This is a genomic window from Microbacterium sp. (assembly GCF_051953575.1).
In the GTDB taxonomy this organism is placed as follows: domain Bacteria; phylum Actinomycetota; class Actinomycetes; order Actinomycetales; family Microbacteriaceae; genus Microbacterium.
Map to the genome: position 1 here is coordinate 1 of NZ_JBQCIP010000311.1, position 26524 is coordinate 26524.

At 73.5% G+C, this 26524-nt stretch carries 27 protein-coding genes; 15 read left to right on the forward strand and 12 right to left on the reverse strand.

What is annotated here, in order from left to right; all coding sequences use genetic code 11:
• Both ACTHNQ_RS19830 and ACTHNQ_RS19835 read left to right on the forward strand, forming a co-directional pair.
• Positions 1-727, forward strand: a 727-nt coding sequence (locus ACTHNQ_RS19830; protein ID WP_440335643.1) for a helicase HerA-like domain-containing protein, incomplete at its 5' end; no start/stop codon positions are given.
• A 51-nt stretch (positions 728-778) separates the two neighbouring features.
• Positions 779-1450, forward strand: a complete 672-nt coding sequence (locus ACTHNQ_RS19835) for a DUF305 domain-containing protein (RefSeq protein ID WP_440335644.1) — start codon at positions 779-781, stop codon at positions 1448-1450.
• Between the two features lie 9 nt (positions 1451-1459).
• On the opposite strand, the gene ACTHNQ_RS19840 is transcribed toward ACTHNQ_RS19835, so the two are convergent.
• Both ACTHNQ_RS19840 and ACTHNQ_RS19845 read right to left on the reverse strand, forming a co-directional pair.
• Positions 1460-2206, reverse strand: a complete 747-nt coding sequence (locus ACTHNQ_RS19840) for a helix-turn-helix domain-containing protein (RefSeq protein ID WP_440335645.1) — start codon at positions 2204-2206, stop codon at positions 1460-1462.
• Positions 2203-3642, reverse strand: a complete 1440-nt coding sequence (locus ACTHNQ_RS19845; protein ID WP_440335646.1) for an APC family permease — start codon at positions 3640-3642, stop codon at positions 2203-2205. Before ACTHNQ_RS19845 ends, ACTHNQ_RS19840 begins: the two co-directional genes overlap by 4 nt.
• A 251-nt stretch (positions 3643-3893) precedes the next feature.
• Here ACTHNQ_RS19845 and ACTHNQ_RS19850 point away from each other — a divergent pair, with 251 nt between their 5' ends.
• From ACTHNQ_RS19850 to ACTHNQ_RS19880, 7 genes are all read left to right on the forward strand, one after another.
• On the forward strand, positions 3894-4736 hold the full coding sequence (locus tag ACTHNQ_RS19850) for a hypothetical protein (protein ID WP_440335647.1): 843 nt from the start codon (positions 3894-3896) through the stop codon (positions 4734-4736).
• A 17-nt stretch (positions 4737-4753) separates the two neighbouring features.
• Complete coding sequence (locus ACTHNQ_RS19855) at positions 4754-6664, forward strand: copper amine oxidase (RefSeq protein ID WP_440335648.1); 1911 nt, start codon at positions 4754-4756, stop codon at positions 6662-6664.
• Positions 6665-6768: 104 nt separating this feature from the next.
• On the forward strand, positions 6769-7467 hold the full coding sequence (locus ACTHNQ_RS19860) for a DUF305 domain-containing protein (protein WP_440335649.1): 699 nt from the start codon (positions 6769-6771) through the stop codon (positions 7465-7467).
• A complete protein-coding gene (gene lepB, locus ACTHNQ_RS19865; protein WP_440335650.1) occupies positions 7464-8045 on the forward strand; it encodes a signal peptidase I in 582 nt (193 codons plus the stop codon). Before ACTHNQ_RS19860 ends, lepB begins: the two co-directional genes overlap by 4 nt.
• A 59-nt stretch (positions 8046-8104) precedes the next feature.
• Positions 8105-10552, forward strand: coding sequence for an FdhF/YdeP family oxidoreductase (locus ACTHNQ_RS19870; protein ID WP_440335651.1), 2448 nt, complete (start codon positions 8105-8107; stop codon positions 10550-10552).
• A gap of 40 nt (positions 10553-10592) precedes the next feature.
• Positions 10593-11072 carry a MogA/MoaB family molybdenum cofactor biosynthesis protein gene (locus ACTHNQ_RS19875; RefSeq protein WP_440335652.1) on the forward strand — a complete coding sequence of 160 codons (480 nt, stop codon included), beginning with the start codon at positions 10593-10595 and terminating at the stop codon, positions 11070-11072.
• Complete coding sequence (locus ACTHNQ_RS19880) at positions 11072-11521, forward strand: molybdenum cofactor biosynthesis protein MoaE (protein ID WP_440335653.1); 450 nt, start codon at positions 11072-11074, stop codon at positions 11519-11521. The genes ACTHNQ_RS19875 and ACTHNQ_RS19880 overlap by 1 nt, the downstream gene beginning before the upstream one ends.
• A 17-nt stretch (positions 11522-11538) precedes the next feature.
• Here ACTHNQ_RS19880 and ACTHNQ_RS19885 read toward each other — a convergent pair whose 3' ends face one another.
• Genes ACTHNQ_RS19885 through ACTHNQ_RS19910 form a run of 6 tightly spaced genes read right to left on the reverse strand, consistent with a single transcriptional unit; the run spans position 11539 to position 15535 of the window.
• Positions 11539-11772 carry a MoaD/ThiS family protein gene (locus ACTHNQ_RS19885; protein ID WP_440335654.1) on the reverse strand — a complete coding sequence of 78 codons (234 nt, stop codon included), beginning with the start codon at positions 11770-11772 and terminating at the stop codon, positions 11539-11541.
• A complete protein-coding gene (locus tag ACTHNQ_RS19890) occupies positions 11772-12041 on the reverse strand; it encodes a DUF6457 domain-containing protein (protein WP_018172758.1) in 270 nt (89 codons plus the stop codon). The genes ACTHNQ_RS19885 and ACTHNQ_RS19890 overlap by 1 nt, the downstream gene beginning before the upstream one ends.
• The gene (gene mobA, locus ACTHNQ_RS19895) at positions 12038-12673 is read right to left on the reverse strand and encodes a molybdenum cofactor guanylyltransferase (RefSeq protein ID WP_440335655.1); all 636 of its coding nucleotides are present in this window, start codon (positions 12671-12673) and stop codon (positions 12038-12040) included. Before mobA ends, ACTHNQ_RS19890 begins: the two co-directional genes overlap by 4 nt.
• Positions 12670-13188: a cyclic pyranopterin monophosphate synthase MoaC gene (gene moaC / locus ACTHNQ_RS19900; protein ID WP_440335656.1), complete on the reverse strand. Its 519-nt coding sequence runs from the start codon at positions 13186-13188 to the stop codon at positions 12670-12672. The genes mobA and moaC overlap by 4 nt, the downstream gene beginning before the upstream one ends.
• Positions 13185-14426 carry a molybdopterin molybdotransferase MoeA gene (locus ACTHNQ_RS19905; protein WP_440335657.1) on the reverse strand — a complete coding sequence of 414 codons (1242 nt, stop codon included), beginning with the start codon at positions 14424-14426 and terminating at the stop codon, positions 13185-13187. Before ACTHNQ_RS19905 ends, moaC begins: the two co-directional genes overlap by 4 nt.
• On the reverse strand, positions 14423-15535 hold the full coding sequence (locus ACTHNQ_RS19910; protein WP_440335658.1) for a ThiF family adenylyltransferase: 1113 nt from the start codon (positions 15533-15535) through the stop codon (positions 14423-14425). The genes ACTHNQ_RS19905 and ACTHNQ_RS19910 overlap by 4 nt, the downstream gene beginning before the upstream one ends.
• A gap of 125 nt (positions 15536-15660) precedes the next feature.
• Between ACTHNQ_RS19910 and ACTHNQ_RS19915 the strand changes: the two genes are divergently transcribed.
• From ACTHNQ_RS19915 to ACTHNQ_RS19940, 6 genes are all read left to right on the forward strand, one after another.
• Positions 15661-16053 (forward strand): TOBE domain-containing protein, encoded by a 393-nt coding sequence (locus tag ACTHNQ_RS19915; RefSeq protein WP_440335659.1) that lies wholly within the window; start codon positions 15661-15663, stop codon positions 16051-16053.
• A 1-nt stretch (position 16054) separates the two neighbouring features.
• Positions 16055-16858, forward strand: coding sequence for a molybdate ABC transporter substrate-binding protein (modA, locus tag ACTHNQ_RS19920; protein ID WP_440335660.1), 804 nt, complete (start codon positions 16055-16057; stop codon positions 16856-16858).
• Positions 16855-17673: an ABC transporter permease gene (locus ACTHNQ_RS19925; RefSeq protein WP_440335661.1), complete on the forward strand. Its 819-nt coding sequence runs from the start codon at positions 16855-16857 to the stop codon at positions 17671-17673. The genes modA and ACTHNQ_RS19925 overlap by 4 nt, the downstream gene beginning before the upstream one ends.
• A complete protein-coding gene (locus ACTHNQ_RS19930; protein WP_440335662.1) occupies positions 17670-18749 on the forward strand; it encodes a sulfate/molybdate ABC transporter ATP-binding protein in 1080 nt (359 codons plus the stop codon). Before ACTHNQ_RS19925 ends, ACTHNQ_RS19930 begins: the two co-directional genes overlap by 4 nt.
• A 63-nt stretch (positions 18750-18812) precedes the next feature.
• A complete protein-coding gene (locus ACTHNQ_RS19935) occupies positions 18813-19424 on the forward strand; it encodes a GNAT family N-acetyltransferase (RefSeq protein ID WP_440335663.1) in 612 nt (203 codons plus the stop codon).
• 47 nt (positions 19425-19471) lie between these two features.
• The gene (locus ACTHNQ_RS19940) at positions 19472-21031 is read left to right on the forward strand and encodes an SDR family oxidoreductase (RefSeq protein WP_440335664.1); all 1560 of its coding nucleotides are present in this window, start codon (positions 19472-19474) and stop codon (positions 21029-21031) included.
• On the opposite strand, the gene ACTHNQ_RS19945 is transcribed toward ACTHNQ_RS19940, so the two are convergent.
• From ACTHNQ_RS19945 to cydB, 4 genes are all read right to left on the reverse strand, one after another.
• Complete coding sequence (locus ACTHNQ_RS19945) at positions 21023-21967, reverse strand: capsular polysaccharide synthesis protein (protein WP_440335665.1); 945 nt, start codon at positions 21965-21967, stop codon at positions 21023-21025. The two genes, ACTHNQ_RS19940 and ACTHNQ_RS19945, sit on opposite strands and share 9 nt — an antisense overlap.
• Positions 21968-21996: 29 nt before the next feature.
• Positions 21997-23664: a thiol reductant ABC exporter subunit CydC gene (gene cydC, locus ACTHNQ_RS19950; RefSeq protein ID WP_440335666.1), complete on the reverse strand. Its 1668-nt coding sequence runs from the start codon at positions 23662-23664 to the stop codon at positions 21997-21999.
• Positions 23661-25334: a thiol reductant ABC exporter subunit CydD gene (gene cydD, locus ACTHNQ_RS19955; protein WP_440335668.1), complete on the reverse strand. Its 1674-nt coding sequence runs from the start codon at positions 25332-25334 to the stop codon at positions 23661-23663. The genes cydC and cydD overlap by 4 nt, the downstream gene beginning before the upstream one ends.
• Positions 25335-25395: 61 nt before the next feature.
• On the reverse strand, positions 25396-26430 hold the full coding sequence (gene cydB, locus ACTHNQ_RS19960; protein ID WP_440335667.1) for a cytochrome d ubiquinol oxidase subunit II: 1035 nt from the start codon (positions 26428-26430) through the stop codon (positions 25396-25398).
• Between the last annotated feature and the right edge of the window lie 94 nt (positions 26431-26524).

Sequence of the window (26524 nt, forward strand, 5' to 3'; positions counted from 1 at the left end):
CACGCAGACCGTGCGGCTCATCCGCTCGAAGGGCGTGGGCGTCTTCTTCGTCACGCAGACCCCGAAGGACGTGCCGTCGGACGTGCTCGCCCAGCTCGGCTCGCGGGTGCAGCATGCGCTGCGCGCCTTCACGCCGGATGACGCCAAGGCGCTGCGCGCCACCGTCGGCACGTATCCGAGGTCCGGCTACGACCTGGAGCGCGTCCTGCAGGAGCTCGGCACCGGTGAGGCGATCGTCACGGTGATGAGCGAGAAGGGGGCGCCCACCCCCGTCGCGTGGACGCGGCTGCGGGCGCCGCAGGGGCTCATGTCGCCGACGCCCGACCCCGCGATCGAGGCCGCCGTGAAGGCGTCGCCGCTGCTGGCCAAGTACGGCACCCCCATCGACCGGGAGTCGGCGCGGGAAATCCTCACCGCCAAGATGAAGGCCGCCGACGACGCGGCGGCGGCCGAGGACGCGGCACTGGCCAAGGCCAAGGCCGACGCCGAGTACGCCAAGCAGAAGGCCGCCATCGACAAGCAGCAGGCCGCCGCCGACAAGGCGGCCGCTGCGGCGGAGAAGAAGGCGCAGCAGGAGTACGAGCGCCTGCTCAAGAAGACCGCGGGCACGACCCGGACGTCGCGCAGCTCGCAGAAGTCGCCCATCGAGCAGATCCTGAACTCCAAGTCGACGCAGACTATCCTCGGGGGAGTGATCCGCGGGATCTTCGGCACCGGCAGGCGCTGACCCCGTTCCCCGCCCCGTGGATCGACGTCCTCGATCCCGGAAGGCCTTCGCGTGCGCAGACCGAAGACCGTCGCCGTGCTGGTGGCGGCCGTCCTGGCGGCCACCGCGGGGGCGACGCTCGCCGTGCTCGGCGTGCCCGTCGGCGAGTCCTCGCCGGCCGAGGCCGTGCCCAGCGCGCGTCCGTCAGCGGGCGCGGGCGGCGCGACGGCATCCTCGTCCCCGGCCGCGATGGACGACACCGTCGCCGCGGACGACTACTGCTACGTCGAGGCGATGATCTACTACCGGGTCAAAGAGCAGGAGCTCGCCCAGACGCTGCTGCGCAAGGACAGCGTGGCGGCCGACGCCGAGGCCTTCGCGAAGCGCGTGGTCGCCGACGACGTCGCCGAGCTCGACGATCTGCGCGCCTGGTACGTGTCGTGGGCGCCGGCGCGTCCGCTCGAGCCGCCGACGGACGGACCGTGCGGCGGTCACGGCTCGGACCACGCCCAGATGCCGGGCATGCCGAGCTGGTCGGCCGAGCAGGGGCTGGTCGACGCGTCGTCGCCCGACGCGGAGCGCCGCTACGCCGAGATCGTGCGCGACCAGAATGCGGGCATGGTGGCCCTCGTGACCCTGATCCTCGACGGCCACCCGCACCCGGACGTGCGGGCGTCGGCAGAGGCGGTGCTCGAGCGCGAGCGGGCGGATGCGGTCACTCTGGACGGTCTGCTCGCCCCGTGACGGGGCACGTCACCACCCGCTGAGGGTACCGAGCGGCGCCAGCGCGCGTGCCGCCTCGCGGAGCGCTCCGACGTGGCGCGCCGCGACCGACAGACCGGCGATCGAGGTCGACAGGGTGACGGCCCCGACCGGGCGCGCGGCGTCGTCGTGTATCGGCACCGCGAGGCATCCGCGATCGGCGGAGAGCAGCGCCACCTGTTCGGTGTATCCGCGGACGGCGTACGCCTCGTGGATCGGCCGCACGTCGGCGGCCGGGACAGTCCTCAGCCAGGCGGGGGCCTGCGGCATCGTCCGATCCGGATGGGCGACGAGCCACAGGTGGCCGATCGCCGATCGCGTCGGGTCGGCCAGCAGCGCCTGGCGGTCCGACAGCGGGCGAGCGGCATCCTCGTCCAGCACCAGCAGCCCGGTGCTGTGGAAGGCGAACAGGTGCACCGCCTCTCCGGTCTGGGCGCGGAGCCGATCCACCACGTCCGCGTGGGCCGGACGCGTGCGTGCTCCCACGACCGCGGCCAGCTCGAGGACGCGCGTGCCGAGGAGGAATCCCGAGAAGTCCGAGCGGCGCACCAGGTACTCGTCGCGTACGAGGGCGTTGACCACGCGGTACACCGTCGCGCGGGGTGCGCCGACCGCACGGGCGATGTCGGCCGCCGACGCACCGCGATCGTCACGCGCCACCTGCTCGAGGATCTCCAGGGCCAGTCCCAGGCCCTTCTCGGGCAGTCGCATGTCGCCCACGATGCCCGCGCCGCTCACGACCGATCCGGCCCGTCCAAGCAGTCCGCATCGGTCGGCCAATCGTGCACGCCGATGCGTTCGCCCACGCCGGGATGACGGGCGACGCGCACGGCGCCGGCAGCGACCACGGCGGCCAGGATGCCTGTCGCCCACAGGAGCCCGGGCAGGTTGTCGCGCACCGTCGCGGCCAGATAGAAGCCGAGGATGCACAGCAGACCGCCCAGCGGCACGACGCACAGCAGCGCGCCTCGTGTCGTCAGCTCGCCGATCCGCCCGAGGAAGACGGGCGCCGCCGCGCACACCAGGGCGTACGCGAGCACGAACCCGAGGATCGAGGCGGGTGAGGTGACGACGCGCACGTCCTGCCGGCTCCCGCCGCACATCAGGACCGCGACCGGCGCCGCCGTGACCGCGGCCGCAAGGATCATGCCCGCGGCGGCCGGGACCCCTCGCCGCGACACCCGGCCGAAAGCGGAGGGAAGGAGTCCCTCGCGACTCATCGCGAAGGCGAGCCTCGTGGCCGCGTTGGTCATCGCCAGGGCGCACGCGAGGAACGACATCGCGACGATCAGGTCTGTGAGGCGGGACAGCCCGGTGACGGCGGAGAGGGATGCCGCACCCGGGCGGTCCGCGACGATCGACAGCTGCGCCGCCGTGCCCATGAGCATGACGACGCTCGTCGCACCGACGCTCACCATGAGCGCCCGGGGAACCGCGGCGAAGGGGCGCCGCGTCTCGGGCCCCAGTGCGGCCCCGCTCTCGAAGCCGACGAAGCCGATCAGCGCGAATGCGACGCCGGTGATGATCGCGTCGAGCGAGAAGTCGGCCGCCCGGGGGACGAGCAGAGCGACGTCCCATCTGGTGAGGCTGAGCGCGGTGATCGACAGTGCCAGCACCGTCACGACGGCGATCGCCTCCAGCACGAAAAGGATGCGCGTGGACATGCGCAGCCCGCGTGCGACGACGATCGCGATGACCGCACCGAACCCGACGACGAGTGCGATCACGAGCCAGGGCGGCGCCTCGTCGCCGCCCAGCAGGCTCGCGATGCGCGCCGAGCCCGATGCGAGGGTGTTGACGGCGACCGACAGGTAGCCGATGCCCAGCGCGGCGCCTGTCACGAGCCCGGCATGCGGCCCGAGGCCGCGCGCGGCGAACGTGTACAGCGAGCCGGTGCTGGCGATCCGGCGCGCGAACATGCCGATCACGAGCGCGACCCCGACGACCAGGGTGATCGTGATCGCGATGTCGAGGAACGCGAACGAGCCGCTGCGGGCGTAGGCGGCAGCGGGGTGCACCAGGAGCACCCCGGCCGGGGCGGTGGCGGCCACCGACTGCGCCACCACGTCCACCGTGCGGGCGTGGCGGCGGTGGAGCCCCGCGAACGGGGAGCGGGCGCCGAGGTCGCTGCGCGGGCGCGCCCGCTCGATCGCGTCTGCGAGTGCGGTGCCCATGCATCCTCCTCGCTCTCGGGCCGGCCATCGTGCGGCTGGCCGCGACGCTACACGCGCGGCGTTGCGCGAAACGCCGGTGCGTGTTTCGTCCCTGTGTCGCGTCGTGAGACGAGTCCGCCGCGAGCAGACCCGGTCGTCTCACGAGGATTTCGATCGGCGTTCGCCACCCCACACGGAGGCGAAACCGCCGCGGCGAAGAATCGGCCCCGAACGCGGGTGCGAGCCGCGTCCACGTCAGCGAAAGGACTTCCGTGACCGAACAACAGCTCACGCCGCAGGGGGACCCGCCGCCTCCTTCGCGGCATCCCTCCCGATGGGCGCGCCTGCTCACCCCTCGTACTCTCGGAATGGGCTCCGCGGTCGCCGCCGCGGCTGCCGTCGTCGCGCTGGTGTTCGCGACGCAGACAGCCGTCCAGGCGACCTCGTCGCCCGAGTCGACCGCTTCCACGCCCATCGCCGCCGACAGCAGCGACGAGGACGCTCCCGAGAAGGCGGCAGACGTCCCGAAGCCGGTGACGGTGGCCGCCGCGTACGACGGACTGACAGGGGCCGAGGTCGAGTACGTGCGCTTCCTCGGTGCGCAGGATGCCGCGTTCGCGGCCGGACGGGACGTGTTCGGCGAGCCCGGCCTGCAGTTCCTCTCGACCGATGTCGCCGACCCGCAGGCCTACGCCGACGGGCACCGTCGCCTGCTGTCGCTCTACTACGACTACGCCACCAATGAGACCGTCAGCATGATCGTCGACGTCACGACCGGGGCCGTCGAGGCCGTCGAGCGTGCCTCGGGCACGCAGCCCGCACCGACCGACGCCGAGACGTCGCTGGCGTGGGAGCTGCTGCTGGACTCCGACACGGCGCAGCCCGTCGTCGACGAGTTCGCGGCGCTCACCGGCGGCTCCGTCCTGACACCGGCCTCGGCCGAGGTCCTTCTCACCGCCCACTCCTTCACGACGGATGCCGGCTCCTTCGGCGCCGAATCGTGCGGTGTCGATCGCTGCGTGCAGCTGCTCGCGCAGGTCGACGGCGGCGCCTTCCTCACCACCAGCACCTACGTCGTCAACCTGTCGACGCGCGCCGTCCTGTCCATCTCATGATCACGGAGACACTCCCGATGAAACGAACCCCCCTCCGCCGGCTCCTCGGCGCAGGCACCGCGATGGCCCTGCTCGCCGGCGGTCTCGTGCTGTCTGCGCCGGTGGCCGCCTCGGCGCAGACCGTCACCGAGGCATCCTGCTCCGGCGACTCGCTCGTCTCGAAGACGCTCGAGGCCGGCTCGAGCTGGCAGATGTGCTGGCGCCTCGACACCTACCGCGGCCTCGTGCTCGACAAGGTGGCCTATCAGCCGCGCGACGACGCCGCGCCGATCCTCGTGCTCGACTCGATCGCGCTCGCCCAGCTCAACGTCCCGTACGACACAGGCGCCACGGAGTACAACGACGTCACGACGTATCAGGTCGGCGGACGCCGGCTGCAGGCGATCGCCGCGGTCGACTGCCCCATCGGCGAGGTGCGCACGGCATGGGTCGACGCCACGCGCGGCGACATCCCGGCCGTCTGCATCGGCGAGGAGGACTCGGGTCTCGCATACCGCTCGAACATCTCGAACGACGCGCTGTATGCCGCACAGGGCACCGACCTCGTGCTGCACACCGTGTCGCGCATCGGCTGGTACGAGTACCAGACCGAGTACCGCTTCCACGACGACGGCGAGATCTCGGTGCGTCTGGGCGCCACGGGCGACCTGTCGCCCAACGACTACGTCAACGTCGTGAACCAGGGCTGGCCGATCGCGCCGGGCCAGGAGGACTTCGCGGTGAACCACTACCACTCGGCCTTCTGGCGGGTGGACTTCGGCATCGACTCGGGGGCGAAGCAGGTCGTCGAGAAGTTCGCGACCACCCCCACCGGGGACTACGGCACGACCGGCGACACGGGTCACACCGCGATCCTCGAGACGCAGCTGACGCAGATCGGAACCGAGACGAAGACCCTCGGATCCAACCGCGAGGCCTACCGGGTCGTGAACCCCGACAGCCTCAACGCGGACGGTCACGCGCGTTCGTACGAGATCATCGTCCCGCGGGACCAGGCGTACAACCTGAACCCCGAGACCGACTTCGACATCGCGTTCACGTCGGCGAAGTCGGACGAGATCCACGCCAGCCACAACCTGATCCCGTCGAAGGCGGGTCAGATGGTCACCGACTACATCGCGGACGGCGAGACGCTCGACGACCCGGTGGCGTGGGTGAACGTCGGGTTCCACCACATCAACCGCGACGAGGACCAGAGCCCCATGCCGATCCACTGGCAGGGATTCACGCTCTATCCCCGCGACTTCGCCGCCCAGAACCCCAACATCCCCGAGGGCCGCAAGTGGGTCAACGGCGACATGCGCGGGGTGCCGAACCCGAACATCACCCCGACGCCGACAGCGTCGCCCACGCCGACCACCGAGCCGACGGGCGAGCCGACCCCGACGACGACGCCGACGACCCCCGGGAACGGCAACGGGAACGGCAATGGCAACGGGAACGGGAACGGGAACGGGAACGGCAACGGGAACGGGAACGGGAACGGCAACGGGAACGGCAACGCGCCCGCCGCGGCGGTGACGTTCGGCCAGTCCGAGGTCGCTCCCGGTGCGTCGCTGACGGCATCGGCGGGCGGGTTCGCGCCGGGCGAGACCGTGAGCGCCGTGATGCACTCCGACCCCGTCGATGTCGGCACCTTCGTCGCAGACTCCGAGGGCAGCGTCGACGTGCAGTTCCTCGTGCCGTCGGACACGCCCGCCGGCGAGCACACGCTCGTGCTCACCGGGCAGACGTCGTCGGCGGTCGCGCAGGGCACCTTCACGGTGGCCTCCGCGTCACCGTCCGCGATCCTCGGGGCCCTCGCCTCGACGGGGACCGACGCCAACCGCTGGGCTCTGTCGGGGCTCGTGCTCCTCGTCGCCGGAGCCGGCCTCGCGGGCACCTCGTGGTACCTGCGGCGCCAGCGGAGCGTGACGGCACACGCCTGACCGACCGCGGGGCGGCGCGCACACTCGCGCGTCGCCCCGTGGCGCGCACGCAGCGGACCCCGCGGAACGCGGGTTCGCGGCATCCTCTCCGAAAGGGACTCCTCATGCGCAGTCGCATCGCCGCACTCGGCGTCGTCCTCGCCCTCTCGACGGCGGCGCTCGGTGTCACCGTCGTCGTGCTCGGCCTGACGACGACTCCGCCGTCGCAGCCTCAGGCGTCGGGAGTGCAGATGGATGCCGCAGGGACGGCCTTCCCGACGGCCGAGGACCAGTGCTACATCGAGGGCATGATCCCGCATCACGAGCAGGCGCTCGAGCTCAGCGGCCTGGTGCTCGGCGCGACGGGCGTGCGTGAGCGCACCCGGGCACTGGCGGAGTTCATCGTCGCCGACCAGACGACCGAGATCGAGACGATGCGCGCGTGGCAGCAGGCATGGCGGCAGGCCGTTCCGGCCGAGACCACGACCGCATCCGGTCATGGTGCGCACGCGGGCGGTCACGGTGCTGATGCCATCGCGCCGGGCTCCGCGGTGGCCCCCGCATGCGGGGATCACCCGCACGCGCAGATGAAGGGGATGGCGACCGCGGCCCAGCTGGAGGCCCTGGATGCCGCCGAGGGCCCGGCAGCCGACCGCATGTTCCTCGAACTGATGATCGCGCACCACGAAGGCGCGCTTGAGATGGCCGAGGCGGCGGTGCGCGGCGGATCCAACGCGTACGTGCGCACGTCCGCGAAGCACGTGCTCGTCGAGCAGGACCGCGAGATCACCGCGATGACCGAGCTCCTCGCCGAGGCGCCGTGAGCAGCGCGGCCACGGCGACACGGCGGGACAGCAGGGGCGACGTCGCGGCGCCCCCGACGCGGCGGCGCCGACGGCGCGCTCTCGCCGCTGCCACGGCCGTGGTGATCCCCGCCGTCGCGGCGGCCCTCGTCGTCGGCGCGTTCGGCGTCGCAACCGTGCGCAACGACTCGATGACGCCGACCCTCCGCGGCGGCGACCACGTCGTCTTCGACCGCTGGAGCACGCCCTCCCGTGGAGACATCGTGCTGCTCGTCGACCGCGACGGATGGTCGGGGACCCCCGGGTCGACTCTCGTCAAACGCGTCGTCGGCGTCGCCGGCGACATCGTCGTGTGCTGCGAGGCGGGCGGAGGCCGGCTCATCGTCAACGGGGTGCCGACCGACGAGGCCTACGCGGGCGGCAGCCGTCCGGGAGGCGACGTCCCGTTCCGCGTCGAGGTGCCCGACGGCACGGTCTGGGTCATGGGTGACAACCGTGCCGCCTCCGCCGATTCCCGCCTCTCGCTGTCGGCGCCGAGTCATGGTGCCGTGCTGCTGGAGGACCTCAGGGGCACTGCCCGGCTGTGGTGGAGCGGGTGAACCGTCGACCGCCGCGTCGCGCGGTGCGCGGCGCGACGGTGCGCGGTTAGCCTTTCGGTATGGCGACGAAGCCCCCGGCAGCCGACATCGACGAATCCCTCGTGCACGTGACGCGACCCAAGAAGGTCGCGGTGGGCGTGCCCGCCGTGCTGCACGCGCTGCAGATCGCGAACGAGCAGATGGGCGTCACGCGGTCGGTGCAGACGCTGCTGCGCGTCAACCAGAAGGACGGATTCGACTGCCCTGGCTGCGCGTGGCCGGAGGAGGACAAGCGGCATGTCGCCGAGTTCTGCGAGAACGGGGCCAAGGCCGTCGCCGAGGAGGCGACGCTTCGCCGCGTCGGTCCGGAGTTCTTCGCCGCGCGCTCGATCGACGAGCTGCGCGCGCACGACGACTGGTGGCTCGGCCAGCAAGGGCGGCTGACGCATCCGATGCTGCTCGAAGCGGGGGCGACCCACTACCGTCCGGTCGAATGGGACGAGGCGCTCGAGCTCGTCGCCGACGAGCTGCGCGGTCTCGACGACCCGGACGAGGCGGTGTTCTACACGTCGGGCCGCACGTCGAACGAGGCCGCGTTCCTCTACCAGCTGCTCGTGCGCGGGCTGGGGACGAACAACCTCCCCGACTGCTCGAACATGTGCCACGAGTCGTCGGGCTCTGCCCTCACCGAGACGATCGGGATCGGCAAGGGCACGGTGTCGATCGACGACATCCACCAGGCGGACCTGCTCATCGTCGCCGGGCAGAATCCTGGCACCAACCATCCGCGCATGCTGTCGGCCCTCGAGAAGGCCAAGCAGCGCGGCGCCACGATCATCGCCGTGAACCCGCTGCCCGAGGCGGGGCTGCTCCGCTTCGAGAACCCGCAGACGGTCCGCGGCGTCGCGTTCGGCGGGACGCAGCTGGCCGACGGCTTCGTGCAGATCCGCCTGGGCGGAGACCAGGCGCTGTTCCAGGCGATCGGCAAGCACCTGCTCGAAGCCGAGGAGCGCGACGGGGGCGTGCTCGACCACGAGTTCATCGCGGCGCACACGAGCGGCTTCGACGCGTACCGCGACGCGATGCGGGATGCGCAGTGGCCCGAGCTGGTGGCCGCCACCGGCATCCCCGAAGACGCCCTGCGCCGCGTCGGCGAGGCGGTCCGCATCTCGAAGGCCACCATCGTGTGCTGGGCGATGGGGCTCACGCAGCACAAGCACTCCGTCGCGACGCTGCGGGACGTCGTGAACGTGCTGCTGCTGCGGGGCGACATCGGGCGGCCGGGCGCGGGCGTGTGCCCGGTGCGCGGGCACTCGAACGTGCAGGGCGACCGCACGGTCGGCATCTACGAGAAGCCGTCCGAGGCGTTCCTGTCGGCACTGGATCGCGAGTTCGCGTTCGCGGCACCGCGCGCCCACGGCTACGACACCGTCGAGGCCATCCGGGCGATGCGCGACGGGCGTGTGCGGGTCTTCCTCGGCATGGGCGGCAACTTCGTGTCGGCGACGCCCGACACCGCGGTGGTCGAGGCGGGCATGGCGAAGGTCGGACTCACGGTTCACGTGTCGACCAAGCTCAACCGCTCCCACGTGGTGACGGGCCGGCGCGCGCTCATCCTGCCGACGCTCGGGCGCACCGACCGCGACCGCAGGGCAGGTGCGGACGGATCCCTGCGCGAGCAGCGCGTCACCGTCGAGGACTCGATGGGCGCCGTCCACGCGTCGCGCGGCAGGCTGGCGCCGCCGTCCGAGGAGCTGCTCAGCGAGGTCGCCATCGTGGCCCGGCTGTGCGCGCTGGTCTTCGGGGAGGGGAATGCCGCAGCCCGTCCACCGGAGGCCCCCGTGGTGGACTCCGACCACGCCCTTCCCGAGCACGGCGCCGCGGAGGCGGAGCGGCCCGACCCCGCAGGGGTTCGGCATCCGCGCAACGTCCCCCACGCCGACTGGGGCGCCCTGGAAGCCGACTACGCGCTCATCCGCGCGCACATCGAGCGGGTGATCCCCGGTTTCGACGACTACGAGCAGCGCATCGACAAGGGCCGCACGCTCCACCTGCCGAACGGCCCACGCGACGCGCGTCGCTTCGCCACCGCCGACGGGCGCGCCCGGTTCACCGCGAACCCGTTGGAGTACCCCACGATCCCCGAGGGCCGTCTGCTGCTGCAGACGCTGCGGTCGCATGACCAGTACAACACCACGATCTACGGCAAGGACGATCGTTACCGGGGCATCCACGGCGGCCGCCGCGTGGTGCTCGTGAACGCGCTCGACATCGTGGCGCTCGGCGTCGCCGAGGGCGACATCGTCGACCTCGTGTCGGAGTGGAACCGGCCCGACGGCACGGTCGAGGAGCGGAGGGCGCCGGAGTTCCGCGTCGTCGCGTACTCGACGCCCCGCGGCAACGCGGCCGCGTACTACCCCGAGACCAACGTGCTCGTCCCGCTGGACTCCGTCGCCGACGTGTCGGGCACGCCGACGTCCAAGTCGGTCGTCGTGCGGCTGGAGCGCCGGGAGCCCCCGACGGCGTGAGGGCCGTGTCGCGGCATCCGTTCCTGTCTAGGCTGGGCACATGACCCGAGCCGCCGTCGTGACCGTGTCGGACCGCGCGGCGGAGGGCGCCCGCGAGGACGCGAGCGGCCCCGTCGCCGTCGCCGCGCTGCGGGAGGCCGGGTTCGAGTGCGGCGACGCGATCGTGGTGCCGGACGGCGCCGACAGCGTCGAGAGGGCCCTCGCCGCCCTCGTCCTCACCGGCGTCGGCCTCGTGATCACGACGGGCGGCACCGGGGTCTCGCCGCGGGATCAGACGCCCGAGGGCACGGCACGCGTGGTGACGCGCCAGGTGCCGGGGATCGCCGAGGAGCTGCGTCGCCGTGGCGCCCTCGAGAAGCCCGCCGGCATGCTCACGCGCGGGATCGCCGGCGTGGTCGACCCGCACGGCGTGCTCGTCGTCAACCTGCCGGGTTCACCGTCCGGTGTGGCCTCGGGGATGCCGGTTGTGCTGTCGGTCGCACGCCATGTGGTCGACCAGCTCGGCGGAGGGGACCACTGATGCCGGGTGCGGAGACCACGGCCGACGCGGTGCGGCTCGCGGCGATCAGCGCCGAGCCGCTCGACCTCGACACCCACCTGCGCGCCGTCGACGACCCGCGCATGGGTGCCGTCACGACGTTCGTCGGACGCGTGCGCGACCATGATCCGGATGCCGCCGCCGCGGTCGTCGCGCTCGAATACTCGGCGCACCCCGATGCGCCCACCGCGCTGGCGCGGCTGGCGGCCGAGGCGGTCGGCCAGACCGGTGCGATCGTGGCGGTGTCGCATCGCGTCGGCACGCTCGCCGTGGGCGATGCGGCGGTCGTGATCGCGGTCGCCTCCGCACACCGCGCCGAGGCGTTCGAGGTGTGCCGCACGCTCATCGAGACGATCAAGACCGGGCTGCCGGTCTGGAAGCGCCAGCTCGAGTCCGACGGCACCGCGACGTGGCTCGGGCTCGGCGGCTGACGCTCGCCGGAGGGGGATCAGCCGCCGGCGAAAGGCGGCAGCACGTCGACGACCTCGTCGGCGCCGAGTGGCGTGTCATCGGCCACGCGTGAGCCGGCCACGAGGACGGCGCAGCGGGGGAGGATGCCGCCGAGGGCCGGATACGCGGCCGTCACCGCCTGGCGGAGCGCCCCCAGGGTCGTCTCGTCGCGGCGCTCGGTGTCGAGGCCGGTGGCCTCCTGCGCGGCGGCGAAGTAGCGGACGACGGCCACTACTGCTCCCACCCCTCGGCGAGGTCGGCCACCTCGCGCAGCGCGGCCAAAACCTCCGCGGGATCGGTGCCGGCGCGCCCCGCGGCGAGTCCGGCCGCGAAGGCTCCGAGCGGCGCGGCGGGCCGGGCCACGCTGTTGGCCACGACCTTGGTGAGCTCGAGCACCGCGGCGACCGGCACGTCGTCGGGCGAGAGCCCCAGGCGCTCGCGCAGTGCCGCGGCCCAGTCGTCGAGGGCCTCGGGCGGGAGGGTGCGGGACTGGTCGCTCATGAGAGCTCCTCACTGGCGGGATCCGGGTGCGCTGCAGAGGCATCGGCGCGGGCGCGGGCCTCTTCGAGATCCTCCCACGTGTCGACGTCGCGGGTCAGGTCGCCCGGCACCGAGGCCACGGTGATCGCGAGGTCGGCGAGGAGCGCGCGCATCGAGGCGTCCGCACCGCGGTTCGGCAGAGCGGATGCCGCCTGCCGCAGCGCACGGGTGCGGTAGACGCCGACGAGCCACTGCGGCCGGCTCGACGCATCGCCCAGGCACAGCCCGTCGGCATCGGAGGGCAGGAGCACGATGTCGGCGACGAGCCGGCGCACCGCCGCGTCGATGGCGGGCAGGTCGCAGGCGAGCAGCAGCGTCCAGTCCGGGTCGTCGGCGGCCGGCCACGTCGCGAGAGCCGCGAGGGTCGCCGCCGCAGGGCCCGAGAACGGCGGGTCCTCGCGAACCCACACCACGGGCAGGGTCTCATCCAGGACGGGGGCGACGACGGTGACCGGACGGGCTCCGGCGTCTGCGGCGGCCTGCGTCGCGGCGGCGAGCAGCGTGCGCCCGCCGACGTCGAACAGCGGCTTGGCGGCGCCGTCCACCCGTGACGCGCGGCCCCCGGCGAGCAGGATGGCGCCGAGGGTCGTCACGGCCGGCTGCCGCCGGGTTCGTCGGGCCGGGCCCAGTCGCCGCTCTTGCCGCCCGTCTTCGCGACGATGCGGACGTGCTCGATCGAGGTGCCCTTGTCGAGACCCTTCACCATGTCGACCACCGCGAGGGCGGCCACCGAGACGGCGGTGAGCGCCTCCATCTCGACGCCGGTGCGGTCGGCGGTGCGCACGGTGGCCTCGACGGCGACCCCGTCGTCCTCGATCGTCAGGTCCACGGCGGCGCCGTGCACGCCGATCACATGCGCGAGGGGCAGCAGCTCGGGGGTGCGCTTGGCAGCCTGGATGCCGGCGATCCGCGCGACGGCGAGCACGTCGCCCTTCGGCACGGCGCCGTCGCGGAGGGCGGCGACGACGTGCGGCGCACACCGGACGAACCCGCGCGCCGTCGCCGAGCGCACCGTGGGCTGCTTGAGCGTCACGTCCACCATTCGCGCGTGGCCGGCGGCGTCGAGATGCGTGAAGGCGGTCCCGGCGTTCGGGTCGTCGGAGGTCATGAGATCAGCATGACATCGACGAGGTCGCCCTCGCCGACGGCATCCACCTCGGCAGGGACGATCGCGTACGCCTCGGCACGGCCGAGTCCGCCGGCGAGATGCGACCCGCCGGAGGTGGCGGGGCGCACGCGCCAGGCGCGCGGGTCCGTGCGGTCGATCGTGGCGGGGAGGTACTGACGGCGCCCCGGTGGGGTACGCCAGCCGGCCGCCGCCGGCAGCGACAGCACGCGCCGGTCGGGCGCGGTGCGCCCCTGCAGGCGCAGCAGCGCGGGCCGCACGAACACCTCGAACGACACCGCGGCGCTCACCGGGTTGCCGGGCAGGCCGAACAGCAGCACGCCCGAGGGCAGCCGGCCGAACCCCTGCGGCTTGCCCGGCTGCATCGCGAGCTTCGTGAACGACATCGTGCGGGCGAGCGTCGTCTTGACCACCTCGTACGCTCCGGCGCTGACGCCGCCCGAGAAGACCACGACGTCCGCCGCGCCGCCCTCCGGTGCGGTCACCTCGGCGAGCAGTGCGTCGAGCAGGGCCGGTTCGTCCGCGACGGTGTCGCGGCGGACGACCACGGCTCCGGCGTCGGCAGCGAGCCCGGCCAGCAGCACGCTGTTGGATTCGGGGATCTGTCCGCGCCGCAGGGGCTCGCCCGGCGCCACGAGCTCGCTTCCCGTCGAGACCACGGCGACCCGCGGATGCCGCGCCACCACCACCTCGGCGACGCCGGCCGCGGCGGCAGCGGCCGCCTGGAGCGGGCCGAGCACGACGCCGGCGGGCAGCACCTCGGCGCCCACGCGGGCGTCCTCGCCGGCACGGCGGATGTGCACGCCGGGCCCGTGGGGTGCACGGACGACGCGCACCTCGCCGAGCGAGTCCGCGAGCCCGCCCTCGGTGTCTTCGAACGGCACGATGGCGTCGGCGTCGGCCGGAACAGGCGACCCGGTCATGATGCGCGCGGCCTCGCCCGCGCCCAGCGCCGGGTCGGCGTCGGTCCCCGCCGGCAGGTCGGCGACCACCCGCAGCACGGCGGGGGCGTCGGCGGCGGCATCCCTCACATCGGCGAAACGCACCGCGAACCCGTCCATCGCGGAGTTGTCGAACACCGGGATGTCGACCGTCGCGCGCACCGGCTCGCGCAGCGTGCGACCGTGCGCGTCGATCAGCGCGACGCGCTCCGTGCCGAGCGGAACGACCGCGGCCAGCACGTCGGCCAGGTGCTCCTCGACGGTGCGGAGCCCGCTCATGCCGGGACCGTCGCGCGCGTCCAGGCGTCCAGACCGCCGGCGAGGACGGATGCCTCGACCCCGGCCTCGCGCAGGGCCCGGGCCGCGCGCTGCGCGCGCATGCCGACCTGGCACACCACGACCACCCGTGGGGCGCCGACGCGCGCCGGATCGGCGAGCAGATCGCCGAGCGGCACGAGGACCGAACCGGGGATCACGCCGCGCGCCGTCTCTGCCGGCTCGCGCACGTCGAGCAGGAGCGCCCCGTCGCGCTGCGCGGCCAGCGTCTGCTCGGGCGTCAGCTGGGGGACCGGCGCCGTCGGGGGAGCCGCCGGCTGCGCCTGGGCCACCGCTTCTGCCGCGGCCGCGGGCCGCAGGGGGACTTCGACGGTGCGCCCGCGGAGCGCGTCGATCACGAGCACCCGCCCGAAGAGGGGTTCGCCCACGCCGGTGACGAGCTTGATCGCCTCGGTCGCGAGGAGCGACCCGACCTGCAGGCACAGCGCGCCGAGCACGCCCACCTGAGCGCACGTGGGAGCATCGGCGGCGGCATCCGGCGGGTACAGGTCCGCGAGCCGCAGCGGCGCGGTGCCGGCGGGAGGCGCCGACCAGAACACCGTCGCCTGCGCGTGGAACTCCTGCACGACGCCCCACACGAGCGGCACGCCGAGCTCCTCGCAGGCGGCGGCCACCGCCTCGCGTGTCGGGAACGTGTCGGTGCCGTCGATCACGACATCCGCGCCCGCCAGCAGCTCGCGCGCGTTGGCGGGTGTGAGCAGCGCCCGCACGGGGCGGACGACCGTCGTCGGCGACAGCTCCGCGCCGATCCGCACCGCCGAGTCGACCTTGGGCGCGCCCACGTCGATGACGCGGTGCATCACCTGGCGCTGCAGATTGGATGCCTCGACCTCGTCGTCGTCGATGACCGTCAGCGTGCCGACGCCTGCCGCCGCCAGCGCCAGCACCGCGGGGGAGCCCAGCCCGCCGGCGCCTACGACGGCGACGTGCGCGGCGGCGAGACGGCGCTGGGCGATGTCGCCGAATCCGGCGAGCACGCGGTGCCGTGCCGTGCGGGTCTGCTCGGCGTCGCCGAGGGCGCCGACCGGTTCCACGAGCGGAGGAAAGGCCATGCCGACAGGCTAGCCAGTGCGCGCACCGGTCGGGCCGGTGCGCGCGACGTGCCCTCTGCACGAAACACGCATCTGCGGAGAAAATCAGCCACATGCTCCGCACCTGCGGGTGCTAGGTTGGCGCCGTGACGAGTTACAAGATCTCCGAGGCCGCACGGCTGCTCGGCGTGAGTGACGACACGGTGCGCAGGTGGGTGGACGCCGGTGGGCTGCCCACGACGGGCGCCTCGCCGACCGAGATCCCGGGCGACGCCCTCGCCGCGCGTGCGGTGGAGCTCGCAGAAGCCCCCGCCGACCCGGCGGACGCGCTGTCGAGTGCGCGCAACCGGTTCGTCGGGCTCGTGACGCGCGTCCAGGTGGACGGGGTGATGGCGCAGGTCGACATCCAGTCCGGGCCGCATCGCGTCGTGTCGCTCATGTCGTCGGAGGCGGTGCGCGAGCTCGGCCTCGAGCCCGGCTCGCTCGCGGTCGCCGTCGTCAAGGCCACCACCGTCATCGTCGAGGCGCCGAGGGTCTGACATGCGCCGTTCCTCGCTCGTCCGCACGACCGCGCTCCTCGCCGGGCTCGTCCTCGGCCTGACCGGATGCGCCGCGGCGGCCGACCAGGACCCCGCCGCGACGGCGGCGGCAGAAGCCCCGGGCCCGGAGCTCACCGGCCGGCTGACGGTGTACGCGGCGGCGTCGCTCAAGGGCGCGTTCGACGAGCTCGCGACCGACTTCGAGCAGCAGCATCCCGCGCTCCACGTGCAGCCCAACACCTACGACGGGTCGTCCACGCTGGCGACGCAGATCGTCGAGGGAGCCCCCGCCGACGTCTTCGCCTCGGCGGACGAGAAGAACATGCAGAAGGTCGTCGACGCGGGCCTCGCGAGCGGGCCGGAGCTGTTCGCGAGCAACACGCTCGTGCTCGTCGTTCCGGCAGGCAACCCGGCGGGCGTCGGCGGTCTCGACGACCTCGCGGATCCCGGGCTGACGGTGGTGCTCTGTGCCGCCGAGGTGCCGTGCGGTGCGGCATCCGCCGCACTCCTCTCGAACGCGGATGTGACCGCGAGCGTCGACAGCTACGAGCAGAACGTGACCGCGGTGCTCACGAAGGTCGCCGCCGGCGAGGCCGACGCCGGACTCGTCTACGTGACGGATGCCGCCACCACCGACGCCGTCGACACGCTCGAGGTCGACGGCGCCGCGGCCGTCGTCAACCGCTACCCGGTCGTCGCGCTGCGCGGGGCGGCGAACGCCGAGGCCGCCGCCGCGTTCGTGGACTTCGTCCTCGGCGCGAAGGGCCAGGAGGTGCTCGCGTCGTTCGGCTTCGGGGCGCCGTGACCGGCGTCGCCGCGCGCACCGAGCGGACGGGCTTCGTCCCCCGCGTGCTCGTCGTGCCCGCCGTGCTGGGCCTCGGGCTGCTGATCCTGCCGCTCGGCGCGCTGGTGCTGCGCGTGGAGTGGTCGACGCTGTGGACCGATGTCACCTCGCCGCAGGCGCTCGCCGCCCTCGGACTGTCGCTGCTGACCGGGGCGATCGCGACCGCGGCGTGCGCCGTGCTGGGCGTGCCGCTCGCGCTGCTCATCGCCCGCAGCGGCGAACGGACCGCGGGGGTCCTGCGTGCGCTCGTCACCGTGCCGCTCGTGCTCCCGCCGATGGTCGGCGGCGTCGCGATGCTGTTCCTGTTCGGCCGAACGAGCTGGGTGGGCGGTGCGCTCGCCGAGTGGGGCATCCGCATCCCCTTCACGACGACGGCCGTGGTGCTCGCCCAGACGTTCGTGGCGCTGCCGTTCCTCGTCCTCGCGCTGGAGGGCTCGCTGCGCGCCACCGGGACGGGGTACGAGCAGGCCGCCGCGGGGCTCGGCGCCGGACGCTGGACGATCCTCGCCCGCGTGACGCTCCCGCTGGCCGCGCCCGGACTGGTCGCCGGCATCGTGCTGTGCTTCGCGCGGGCGATCGGGGAGTTCGGCGCCACCGCGCTGTTCGCCGGCAACGCGCCGGGGGTCACGCAGACCATGCCGCTCGCGATCTACACGGCCTTCAACGGCGCGGGAGTCTCGCAGGGCACCGCCGTCGCGCTGTCGCTGCTGCTGCTCGTCACGGCGGTGGGCGTGCTTCTCCTCGTGCGCGCCTGGCGGGTGGAGACGCCGCGATGAGCTCCGCGGATGCCGTCACGCCGGCGCTCACCGACGGGCTGGAGGCCCGGATCGTCGCGCGGCGCGCCGGGTTCGTGCTCGATGCCGGGCTGCGGGTGCCCGCCGGGGAGGTCGTGGCGCTCATGGGGCCGAGCGGTGCGGGCAAGTCGACGCTGCTCGGCGTGCTCGCCGGGCTCGCCGCGTTCGACGACGGGACCGTGAGGCTGCACGGGCGGACGCTCGATGACGGGCCGGCGCGCCGCACGCCGCCGTCGGCGCGCGGGGTCGTGCTGCTCGGCCAGGACCCGCGGCTGTTCCCGCACCTCACCGCACTCGAGAACGTCGCGTTCGGCCTGCACGTGCACGGCAGCACGAAGGCGGAGGCCGCGTCGGGCGCCGCGGAATGGCTGAGACGCGTCGGCCTGCACGATCACGGCGGACGCCGCCCCGCGAAGCTGTCGGGCGGTCAGCAGCAGCGTGTCGCGCTCGCACGCGCGCTGGCCACGACACCCGCGGCGATCCTGCTCGACGAGCCTCTCACCTCGCTCGACACCGAGACCGCGGGGGACGTCCGGGGGCTCCTGCACCGGCAGCTCGCCGAGACCCGCACGACCGCGATCGTCGCGACGCACGACGCCGTCGACGCCGTCGCCCTGGCGCACCGTCTCGTGGTGCTCGAAGACGGACGGGTCACGCAGTCCGGCCCGGTGCGCGACGTGCTCGCATCGCCCGCCACCCGGTTCGTCGCGGCGGTCGCCGGGCTCAATCGCGTCGTCGGACGCCAGGATGCCTCGGCCTGGCGTGCCGGAGCCCTCGTGCTCCCGCAGGCGGCGGCATCCACGGATCACGCGTCCGGTGAGACGGCGGCCGTCTTCGGGCCAGGCGAGGTGCGGATCCTCGACGGTCCGCCCCACGGCCCGGGGGAGTGGCGCGCCCGGGTCGTGCGGCTGGAGCAGACTCCCGCCGGCGTGCGCGTGCGCACCGCCGAGCCCGACGTGGCCGTCGACCTGCCGGCGAGCCGCGCGGCCGGAATCGAGCCCGGCGCGACGCTCACGCTCGCCGTGGACCCTTCGTCGGTGCGCTTCGTCGGGGCGTGAGCGGCACGCTCGGGCGAGACCTGCACCGACGCCCGCGCCGCAGCACCGCCCTAGACTCACGGGGTGACCCGCATCCGTCCCTTCCGTCCTGGCGACGAGCCGGCGCTCTCCGACATCTGCCTCAAGACCGCCGACGCGGGAGCGGATGCCACGGGCCTGCTCGACGACGACGACCTCTGGGGCGAGATCTTCGTGCTGCCGTACGTCGCACGCCACCCCGAGTTCGCCTTCGTGGTCGAGAGCGACGACGGCCGTGTCATCGGCTACATCGTGAGCGCCCCCGACTCGGCGGCCTTCGAGGACTGGTTCGCGCACGAGTGGTGGCCGCGGTTCCACGAGCGCTGGCCGAAGCCCGAGGGCGAGCCGCTGCCGGTCAGCGCCTCGCGCCAGGACGGCCTCGTGCGGTACGCCTACGCGCGGCGCGGCGGCTCGCAGCCGTTCGGCGACGAGTACCCCGCGCACCTGCACATCGACCTGCTGCCCGAGACCCAGGGTCAGGGTCTCGGACGACGCCTCATCGAGACGCTCGAGCAGGCCCTGCGCGAGGCGGGGGTCCCGGGGCTGCACCTGGTCGCGGCCGCCGACAACGCCGGCGCGGTCGCCTTCTACCCCCGGGTGGGGTTCGACGCACTGCCCTCGCCCGAGGGGGCGGCCGTCTTCGCCAAGCGCCTCTGACGCGCGCCGCGGGTGCGGACGTCGGACCCGCGACGTAGTCTGCCCCTGTGGAGGATGTGTCGGCACCGACCGGTCGTGAGCCCGCGCTCGCCGCCGTGCCGCGCCCGGACGGCAGCGCCCCGCGCGCCCTCGTGCTCGGCGCGACAGGCTACATCGGCGGCCGCCTCGTGCCGCGGCTGCTCGCGGCGGGGTATGTCGTGCGCGTGCTGGTGCGCGACCCTGCCCGCGCAGCCGCCTTCCCGTGGGGCGGCGAGGTCGAGGTCGTGCCGGGCGACGCCGTCGACGCGGCATCGGTGCGCGAGTCCGTGCGCGACGTCGACGTGCTCTACTACCTCGTCCACTCGATGTCGGGCGGCAAGGACTTCCGCGACGCGGATGCCCGCGCCGCCCGGACGGTCGCCGAGGCCGCTGCCGCCGCCTCGGTGGGGCGCATCGTGTACCTCGGCGGACTGCACCCCGATGGCGTGCGCCTGTCGCCGCACCTGCGCTCGCGCGTCGAGGTGGGCCGGACGCTTCTCGACAGCGGCGTGCCGACGCTCGTGCTGCAGGCGGGCGTGGTCATCGGATCGGGCTCCGCCTCGTTCGAGATGGTGCGGCACCTCACCGAGGTCCTGCCGTACATGCCGGCCCCGAAGTGGGTCCGTAACCGCATCCAGCCGATCGCCGTGCGCGATGTGCTCCACTACCTGCTGGGTGCGGCTCGCGTGCCCGCCGACGTCAATCGCGCGGTCGACATCGGCGGGCCCGACGTGCTCCGTTACGGCCAGATGATGAACGGCTACGCGGTCGAGGCGGGCCTGCGGCAGCGTCCGATCGCCGCGCTTCCCGTGCTCACCCCGCGGCTCGCGTCGCACTGGGTCAACCTCGTGACGCCCATCCCGCGGTCGCTCGCACGGCCGCTCGTCGAGTCGCTGCAGAACGAGTGCGTGGTCAAGGAGCACGATGTCGACGCGCTCATCCCGCCGCCCGAGGGCGGGCTCCTGCCGTACCGCGCCGCCGTGCGGCTGGCGCTGCGTCGCGTCGAGGCCGACGACATCGAGACCAGCTGGCAGGACGCCCCGGTGCTGGGTGCGCCGAGCGACCCGCTGCCGAGCGACCCGGACTGGGCGGGGCGGGTGGTCTTCACCGACACCCGCTCCGCGCACACCTCGGCCTCCGCCGAGGCGCTCTGGCAGGTGATCGTGGGGATCGGCGGTGAGAACGGCTGGTACTCGTCGCCGCTGCTGTGGGCGGTGCGGGGCTGGATGGACCGGCTGGTCGGCGGAATAGGACTGGCCCGCGGCCGCCGCAGCCGAGGGCGGCTCGCCGTCGGCGATGCGCTCGACTTCTGGCGCGTGGAGGCACTGGAGCCGGGGCGCATGCTGCGCCTGCGGGCCGAGATGAAGGTGCCGGGGCTCGCCTGGCTCGAGCTGCGCGCCGCCGCCGACCCCGACCTCGGCGGGTCGCGCTACGACCAGCGCGCCGTGTTCTTCCCGCGCGGTCTCGCCGGACGCCTGTACTGGCTGGCCGTCCTGCCGTTCCACGGGTTCATCTTCGCCGGCATGGCACGTCGGATCACCGCCGTGGCCGAGGCCGCCACCGCTGGTCCTCGGCCGCGGTCAGTGTGACAGCAGGTCGGCTCCCGACACGAGCCGGTCGAGCACCGATCCCGGCGGCACGGTGTCGTACTTGTAGCTGAGCTTCTGCACGATGGAGGTGCCGGCCACGAAGCGCATGGCTTCGGCATCCCACGGCTGCATCATTCCCAGCTGCAGCAGGTGGCTGGCGCCCGCCGAGAGCGTCGGAGCGGCCAGCCACTGTCCGTGGAACTCGGGCACGAGGTCGTACAGCACCTCGAAGATGCGGTGGTACAGGAAGTAGTCGGGGATGCCGCCGCCGGACTCCCACCACGCCTGCAGCGCCAGTCGCTGCAGGCGGATGAGAGGGGTGCCGGCCACGGCGGCGATGAACCAGTTGCCGATCTGGCGTCGCGTCCACCGCGGGTACAGCGCGCCGGCGGTGAGCAGCGGCGCGACCGCGGTCGGCAGGGGCGCGGGCGCCCAGCACGTCGCGTCGGCCCATACGCCGCCGTGCCGGTCGAGCACGCTGATCCTCACGTAGTCCGAGAAGTGCGCCGGGTGGTCCTTCTCGAGGGCCCTCGCCACGGCGTCGGGGATCTCCACCAGGTCGCGCGCCGAGTCGCCGTCGAGCACCGTGAGAGGATGCGGCTGGTCCGCGTGCAGGCGCGTCAGCTCGGCGATGCACGCCTGCACGAGCGGCGGCGCGGTGTCGATCGGTGCGTTCCAGAACGTGTACAGCCCGAGCGAGGACGGGTCGACCCGCGCGCCGTCGTCCGCCGCGATCGCCTTGCCGTCGGCACGCGTGCCGGGCTCGGCCGGCAGCCCCGCCGCCGCGCGCAGTTCGGGCAGGCGCGGCCGGAAGAAGTCGATGAACGTGCGGTACGCGGCGACGGCCGCCACCGGGTCGACGCTGTCGCGGAACCGGTCGGCACGCTTCAGCTGCGCGTCGAGGCCTTCGAACGGATTGCGGATGCCGTCGGTCACGGTCCGAGCCTAGGTGTCTGCAGCCCCGGTCAAGCGGACAGCACGCGGCCGTCGTCGATCTGCACGACGCGGTCGACGAGACCGTCGGGCACCGTCACGTGCGAGATCAGCACGACGGCCCGATCGTCGGGCACGGCACCGAGCAGGTCGGCGAGCAGCAGGTCGGAGGCCTCGGGGTCGACACCGGCCGTCGGCTCGTCGAGCACCAGCACGGGGAAGCCGCGCAGCAGCGCCCGCGCCAGCGCGATCCGCTGCGCCTGGCCGCCCGAGACGAGGGCGCCGCGTTCCCCCACGCGGGCACCGAGTCCGCCGCGGCCGCGGACCCACTCGCCCAGGCCCACACGGTCCAGCGCGGCCTCGAGGTCGGCGTCCGTCGCGGTGTCGCGGGCGAAGAGCAGATTCTGCCGGATGTCCTCGTCGAAGAGCATGGGATGCTGCTCGCACAGCCCGACCGTGAGCCGCACGTCGTCGGGGGCGAGGTCGTGCACCGAGCGCCCGCCGATGTCGTACGTGCCATCGGTCTCGAGGAAGCGCACCAGCGCGTGGGCGAGGGTCGTCTTGCCGGCTCCGCTGGATCCGACCACGAGCACCCGCTCACCGGGACGGACGGCCAGGTCCACGCCGCGCAGCGCCGACGCGTCGGTGCCGGGCCAGCGGACGTCGGCGCCGCGCAGGCGGATGCCGTCGCCGAGCGGCGGGGCCCCACCGGTGACCGGCCTGGTCTCGGCCGGCACTTCGGCGGGCGGCGCTGCCGGGACGGCATCCGCGATCCGTTCCGCCGACGCACGCACGCCGCGCCACGCGGATGCGGCCAGGGGGACGGCCGAGAAGACCTCGAACACTGCCATCGGCACGAGGACGGCGACCGCGAGTCCGGGGCCGGTGAGCGCTCCGGATGCGGTGCCGGGTGCGGCGGCCAGCACGGCGGCGATCGAGGCGGCGCCCGCGAGCAGCGACACGAGGGCCGCGGTGCCCGCCTGGGCGCCGGCGCGGCGGACGACGGCGCGACGCAGTGCGGCATCGGCCCGCGCGATGCGCTCGCGGCTCTGCTCCTCGGCGCCGTAGGCGACCAGCACGTCGAGGCTGCCGAGGTGGTCGAGCACGGCGTCAGCCAGCTCGGCACGGAGGGGCGCGATCGCACGTTCGGCGCGGGCGCCCGACAGCCAGCCCCAGAGCGTGGCGACCCCTGCCGCCACGAGCAGGCAGGCCAGGAGCGTCAGCGCGGCGGGCCACCACACGAAGGCGACGAGCACGACGGCGCCGACGGCGACGAGCGCCGACGACGCCAGCGGCTGCACCACGCGCAGGGGCAGGTTCTGCAGCTCGTCGACGTCGTCGACCAGCGCGCCCAGCACCGAGCCGCGCCGCGTGCGCGCGAGCCCGTCGGGGGCGAGCGGGATCAGGCGACGCACGAGATCGGCGCGGGTCGCCGCGAGCTGGCGCAGGGCCGCGTCGTGGCCGGTCAGCCGTTCGAGGTAGCGGAACGTCGCGCGAGAGATCGCGAAGAACCGCACGCCGACGACCGCCGCCGACAGGTACAGCACCGGTGGCTGCTCGCTCGCGCGGACGATGAGCCAGGCGCTCACGGCGAGCAGGGCGACCGCCGACGCCTCGGAGGCGAAGCCGGCGGCCAGCGCCCACCAGAAGCGGCGGGCCGGGGGCATCGCGCCCCGCAGCACCGCGTTCGCCGAGGTCATGCGGGCACCTCCGCCGCGTCGAGCCGCACGACGGCATCGGCGATGGCCCGCGCCGTGGTGCGGTGCGAGATCAGCAGCACGGTCGCGCCCTCGTCGGCGAGCGATCGGATGCCGCGCCACAGCCGAGCCTCGGTCGCGGGATCCAGCGCCGAGCTCGGCTCGTCGAGGGCGACGACGGGCGCGGAGCCGCGCAGGTGGCGGTAGAGCGCGCGGGCCACGGCGACGCGCTGCGCCTGGCCGCCCGAGAGCCCGGCTCCCTGCACGCCGAGCTCGGACGCGGGGTCGAGGGACTCCGCGCAGGCGAGGGCGAGCGCGCGACGCACGATCGCGGGATCCGGCGCCGGGTCGCCGAGCGCGACATTGGCGGCGATGCTGCCCGCGAGCAGGCCCGGCCGCTGGCCGGCCCACGCCAGCCACGTCGAGGGCGCCAGCGTGCGCACGTCGGTGCCGCCGAGCTCCGCGACGCCGTCGAAGGGCGCCGCCCCCCGAAGGGCGGCGAACACGCTGGACTTGCCGGCGCCGCTGGGTCCCTCCAAGAGGGTCACGGTGCCCGGAGCAGCCGTGAAGGCGACGGGAGGCAGCATCCGCTCGCCGCGGTGCACGCGCAGCTCTCGGACCACGAGGTCGTTCGCCGGCTCGGGTGCTGCGCGCCGCTCGCCCCGGGCCTGCTCGGTGAGCGGCGGCGTGGCGCGTGCCGCATCCAGCACCGCGAACACGTCCTCGGTCGCGGCGACGCCCTCGGAGGCCGCGTGGAACTGCACGCCGACCTGGCGCAGCGGCAGGTACGCCTCGGGCGCCAGCAGCAGCACGAACAGGCCGACCGCCAGGGTGAGCGCACCGTCGATGAGGCGGAACCCGATGGACACTGCGACGATCGCGACCGAGATCGACGCCAGGAACTCCAGCGCGAAGCCCGACAGGAACGACACCCGCAGCACGCGCATCGTCTCGCGGCGGTAGTCGTCGGTGACGCGTTCGACGGATGCCGCCGCCCGATGCTGGCGCCCGAACACCTTGAGCGTCGAGAGGCCCTGCACGGTGTCGGCGAAGCGCGAGGCGAGATGCTGCAGCGTCTGCCACTGCCGCTGCTGCACGGAGCGCGTGGCCAGTCCGATCAGCACCATGAAGATCGGGATGAGGGGGAGCGTGAGCAGGACGGTGAGGCCCGAGAGCCAGTCCTGCCACCACATGACCGCCAGGATCAGGGGCGTCGCGACGACGGTCTGCACCAGCTGCGGCAGGTAACGGCCGAAATACGCCTCCAGCGCGTCGAGCCCGCGACCGGCGGTGACGGCGAGAGCCGCAGAGCCGCGCGCCGCGAGCCACTCCGGTCCGAGCGTGCCGACCGCGGCGACCAGGGCGGTGCGCAGCTGCGTCTGGACCCGGGCGGCGGCACGCGTCGCGACGGCCTCGCGGGCCCACATCAGCACCGCTCGCACGGCGACCACGACCGCGAGCCACGCGAGCGTCGGGGCGAGCTCGGGCAGCGGCATCCCGTCGATCGCCTCGGTGATCGCCCGCGTGAGCAGCCACGCGAACGCCACGATCACCGCGGTCTGCGCGAGCGCGACGAGCGCGATGGCGACGAAGAAGCCGCGTGAGGCCTTCGCGTACCGCAGCAGTCGAGGGTCGACGGGCGCCTGGGGCGCCTCGGCCTTGCCCCGCGGCACGCTCGTGCGGACGCGGGGCTCAGCTGTGCTGCCTGGATCGCTCAACGACCGACGTGCTCCGTCAGTGGGCGGGTGCCGCGGCGGCGGACTCGATGTGCGAGCGCGTCACGCGCTTGCGGAACACCCAGTACGTCCAGCCCTGGTAGGCGAGGACGAGCGGAAGGAAGATGAGCGCCGCCCACGACATGATCGTCAGCGTGTAGTCCGTGCTCGATGCGTTCTCGATCGTGAGGCTGTAGGCCGGGTCGGTCGTCGACGGCATCACGTACGGGAACAGCGCGAACCACACCGCGAGCACCGCGGTCACGATCGTCACGGCGCCGAATCCGAAGGCCCAGCCCTCACGGCTTCGGGCGTTCGAGATCCACGAGGCGATGAGGAGGACCGCGGCGACGATCGACAGGACCGCCGTCACCGGTGCGAAGTCGCGCCCCTGGGCGAACGCCATGACGACCGTCCACACGAGGAACGCCGCCGCCACGACGATGGTCAAGAGGCCGGCGCGACCCGCGAGCGAGCGCGCGTCGACGGCGACCTGCCCGTCGGTCTTCAGAGCGACGAAGTACACGCCGTGGGTGAAGAACAGCAGCAGGGTCGTCAGCCCGCCCAGCAGGCCGTACGGGTTGAGGAGCGTCAGGAGCGAGCCCGTGAACTCGTGCGAGGCGTCGATCGGCACGCCCTGCACGATGTTCGCCACCGCCACACCCCAGAGGAACGCGGGAACGGCCGAGCCGACGACGATCATCGTGTCGAAGCCCCGCTTCCAGCGCAGGGAGTCGCGCTGGTGCCGGTACTCGAACGAGACGCCGCGCAGGATGAGCGCGAGGAGGATCAGCAGCAGGGCGAGGTAGAACCCGCTGAACAGCGTCGCGTACCACTCGGGGAACGCCGCGAAGAGGCACGCGCCGGCGACGATGACCCAGGTCTCGTTGAGGTCCCAGACCGGGCCGATGGTGTTGATCATGACGCGGCGGTCCACGTCGTCCTTGCCGAGGAACGGCAGCGCCATGCCGACGCCGAAGTCGAACCCGTCGAGGACGAAGTAGCCGACGAAGAAGAAGGCGACGATACCGAACCAGAGAACTGCGAGATCCATCTTTCCGACTCCTCCTAGTAGACCGTCGCGACCGGGACGTGCTTGCCCTCGTCGTCGAGATGCTCCTCGACCGGGGCCGGTCCCTTCTGCGCCG

What these genes read in the sequence shown, in the direction of transcription:
- ACTHNQ_RS19845 (WP_440335646.1), bottom strand. Translation starts at nt 3,642, where the DNA reads ATGGGCACCGCACTCGCAGACGCGATCGAGCGGGCGCGCCCGCGCAGC.
- ACTHNQ_RS19855 (WP_440335648.1), top strand. Translation starts at nt 4,754, where the DNA reads ATGAAACGAACCCCCCTCCGCCGGCTCCTCGGCGCAGGCACCGCGATG.
- ACTHNQ_RS19860 (WP_440335649.1), top strand. Translation starts at nt 6,769, where the DNA reads ATGCGCAGTCGCATCGCCGCACTCGGCGTCGTCCTCGCCCTCTCGACG.
- ACTHNQ_RS19870 (WP_440335651.1), top strand. Translation starts at nt 8,105, where the DNA reads ATGGCGACGAAGCCCCCGGCAGCCGACATCGACGAATCCCTCGTGCAC.
- ACTHNQ_RS19875 (WP_440335652.1), top strand. Translation starts at nt 10,593, where the DNA reads ATGACCCGAGCCGCCGTCGTGACCGTGTCGGACCGCGCGGCGGAGGGC.
- ACTHNQ_RS19880 (WP_440335653.1), top strand. Translation starts at nt 11,072, where the DNA reads ATGCCGGGTGCGGAGACCACGGCCGACGCGGTGCGGCTCGCGGCGATC.
- ACTHNQ_RS19890 (WP_018172758.1), bottom strand. Translation starts at nt 12,041, where the DNA reads ATGAGCGACCAGTCCCGCACCCTCCCGCCCGAGGCCCTCGACGACTGG.
- moaC (WP_440335656.1), bottom strand. Translation starts at nt 13,188, where the DNA reads ATGACCTCCGACGACCCGAACGCCGGGACCGCCTTCACGCATCTCGAC.
- ACTHNQ_RS19905 (WP_440335657.1), bottom strand. Translation starts at nt 14,426, where the DNA reads ATGAGCGGGCTCCGCACCGTCGAGGAGCACCTGGCCGACGTGCTGGCC.
- ACTHNQ_RS19910 (WP_440335658.1), bottom strand. Translation starts at nt 15,535, where the DNA reads ATGGCCTTTCCTCCGCTCGTGGAACCGGTCGGCGCCCTCGGCGACGCC.
- modA (WP_440335660.1), top strand. Translation starts at nt 16,055, where the DNA reads ATGCGCCGTTCCTCGCTCGTCCGCACGACCGCGCTCCTCGCCGGGCTC.
- ACTHNQ_RS19930 (WP_440335662.1), top strand. Translation starts at nt 17,670, where the DNA reads ATGAGCTCCGCGGATGCCGTCACGCCGGCGCTCACCGACGGGCTGGAG.
- cydC (WP_440335666.1), bottom strand. Translation starts at nt 23,664, where the DNA reads ATGACCTCGGCGAACGCGGTGCTGCGGGGCGCGATGCCCCCGGCCCGC.
- cydB (WP_440335667.1), bottom strand. Translation starts at nt 26,430, where the DNA reads ATGGATCTCGCAGTTCTCTGGTTCGGTATCGTCGCCTTCTTCTTCGTC.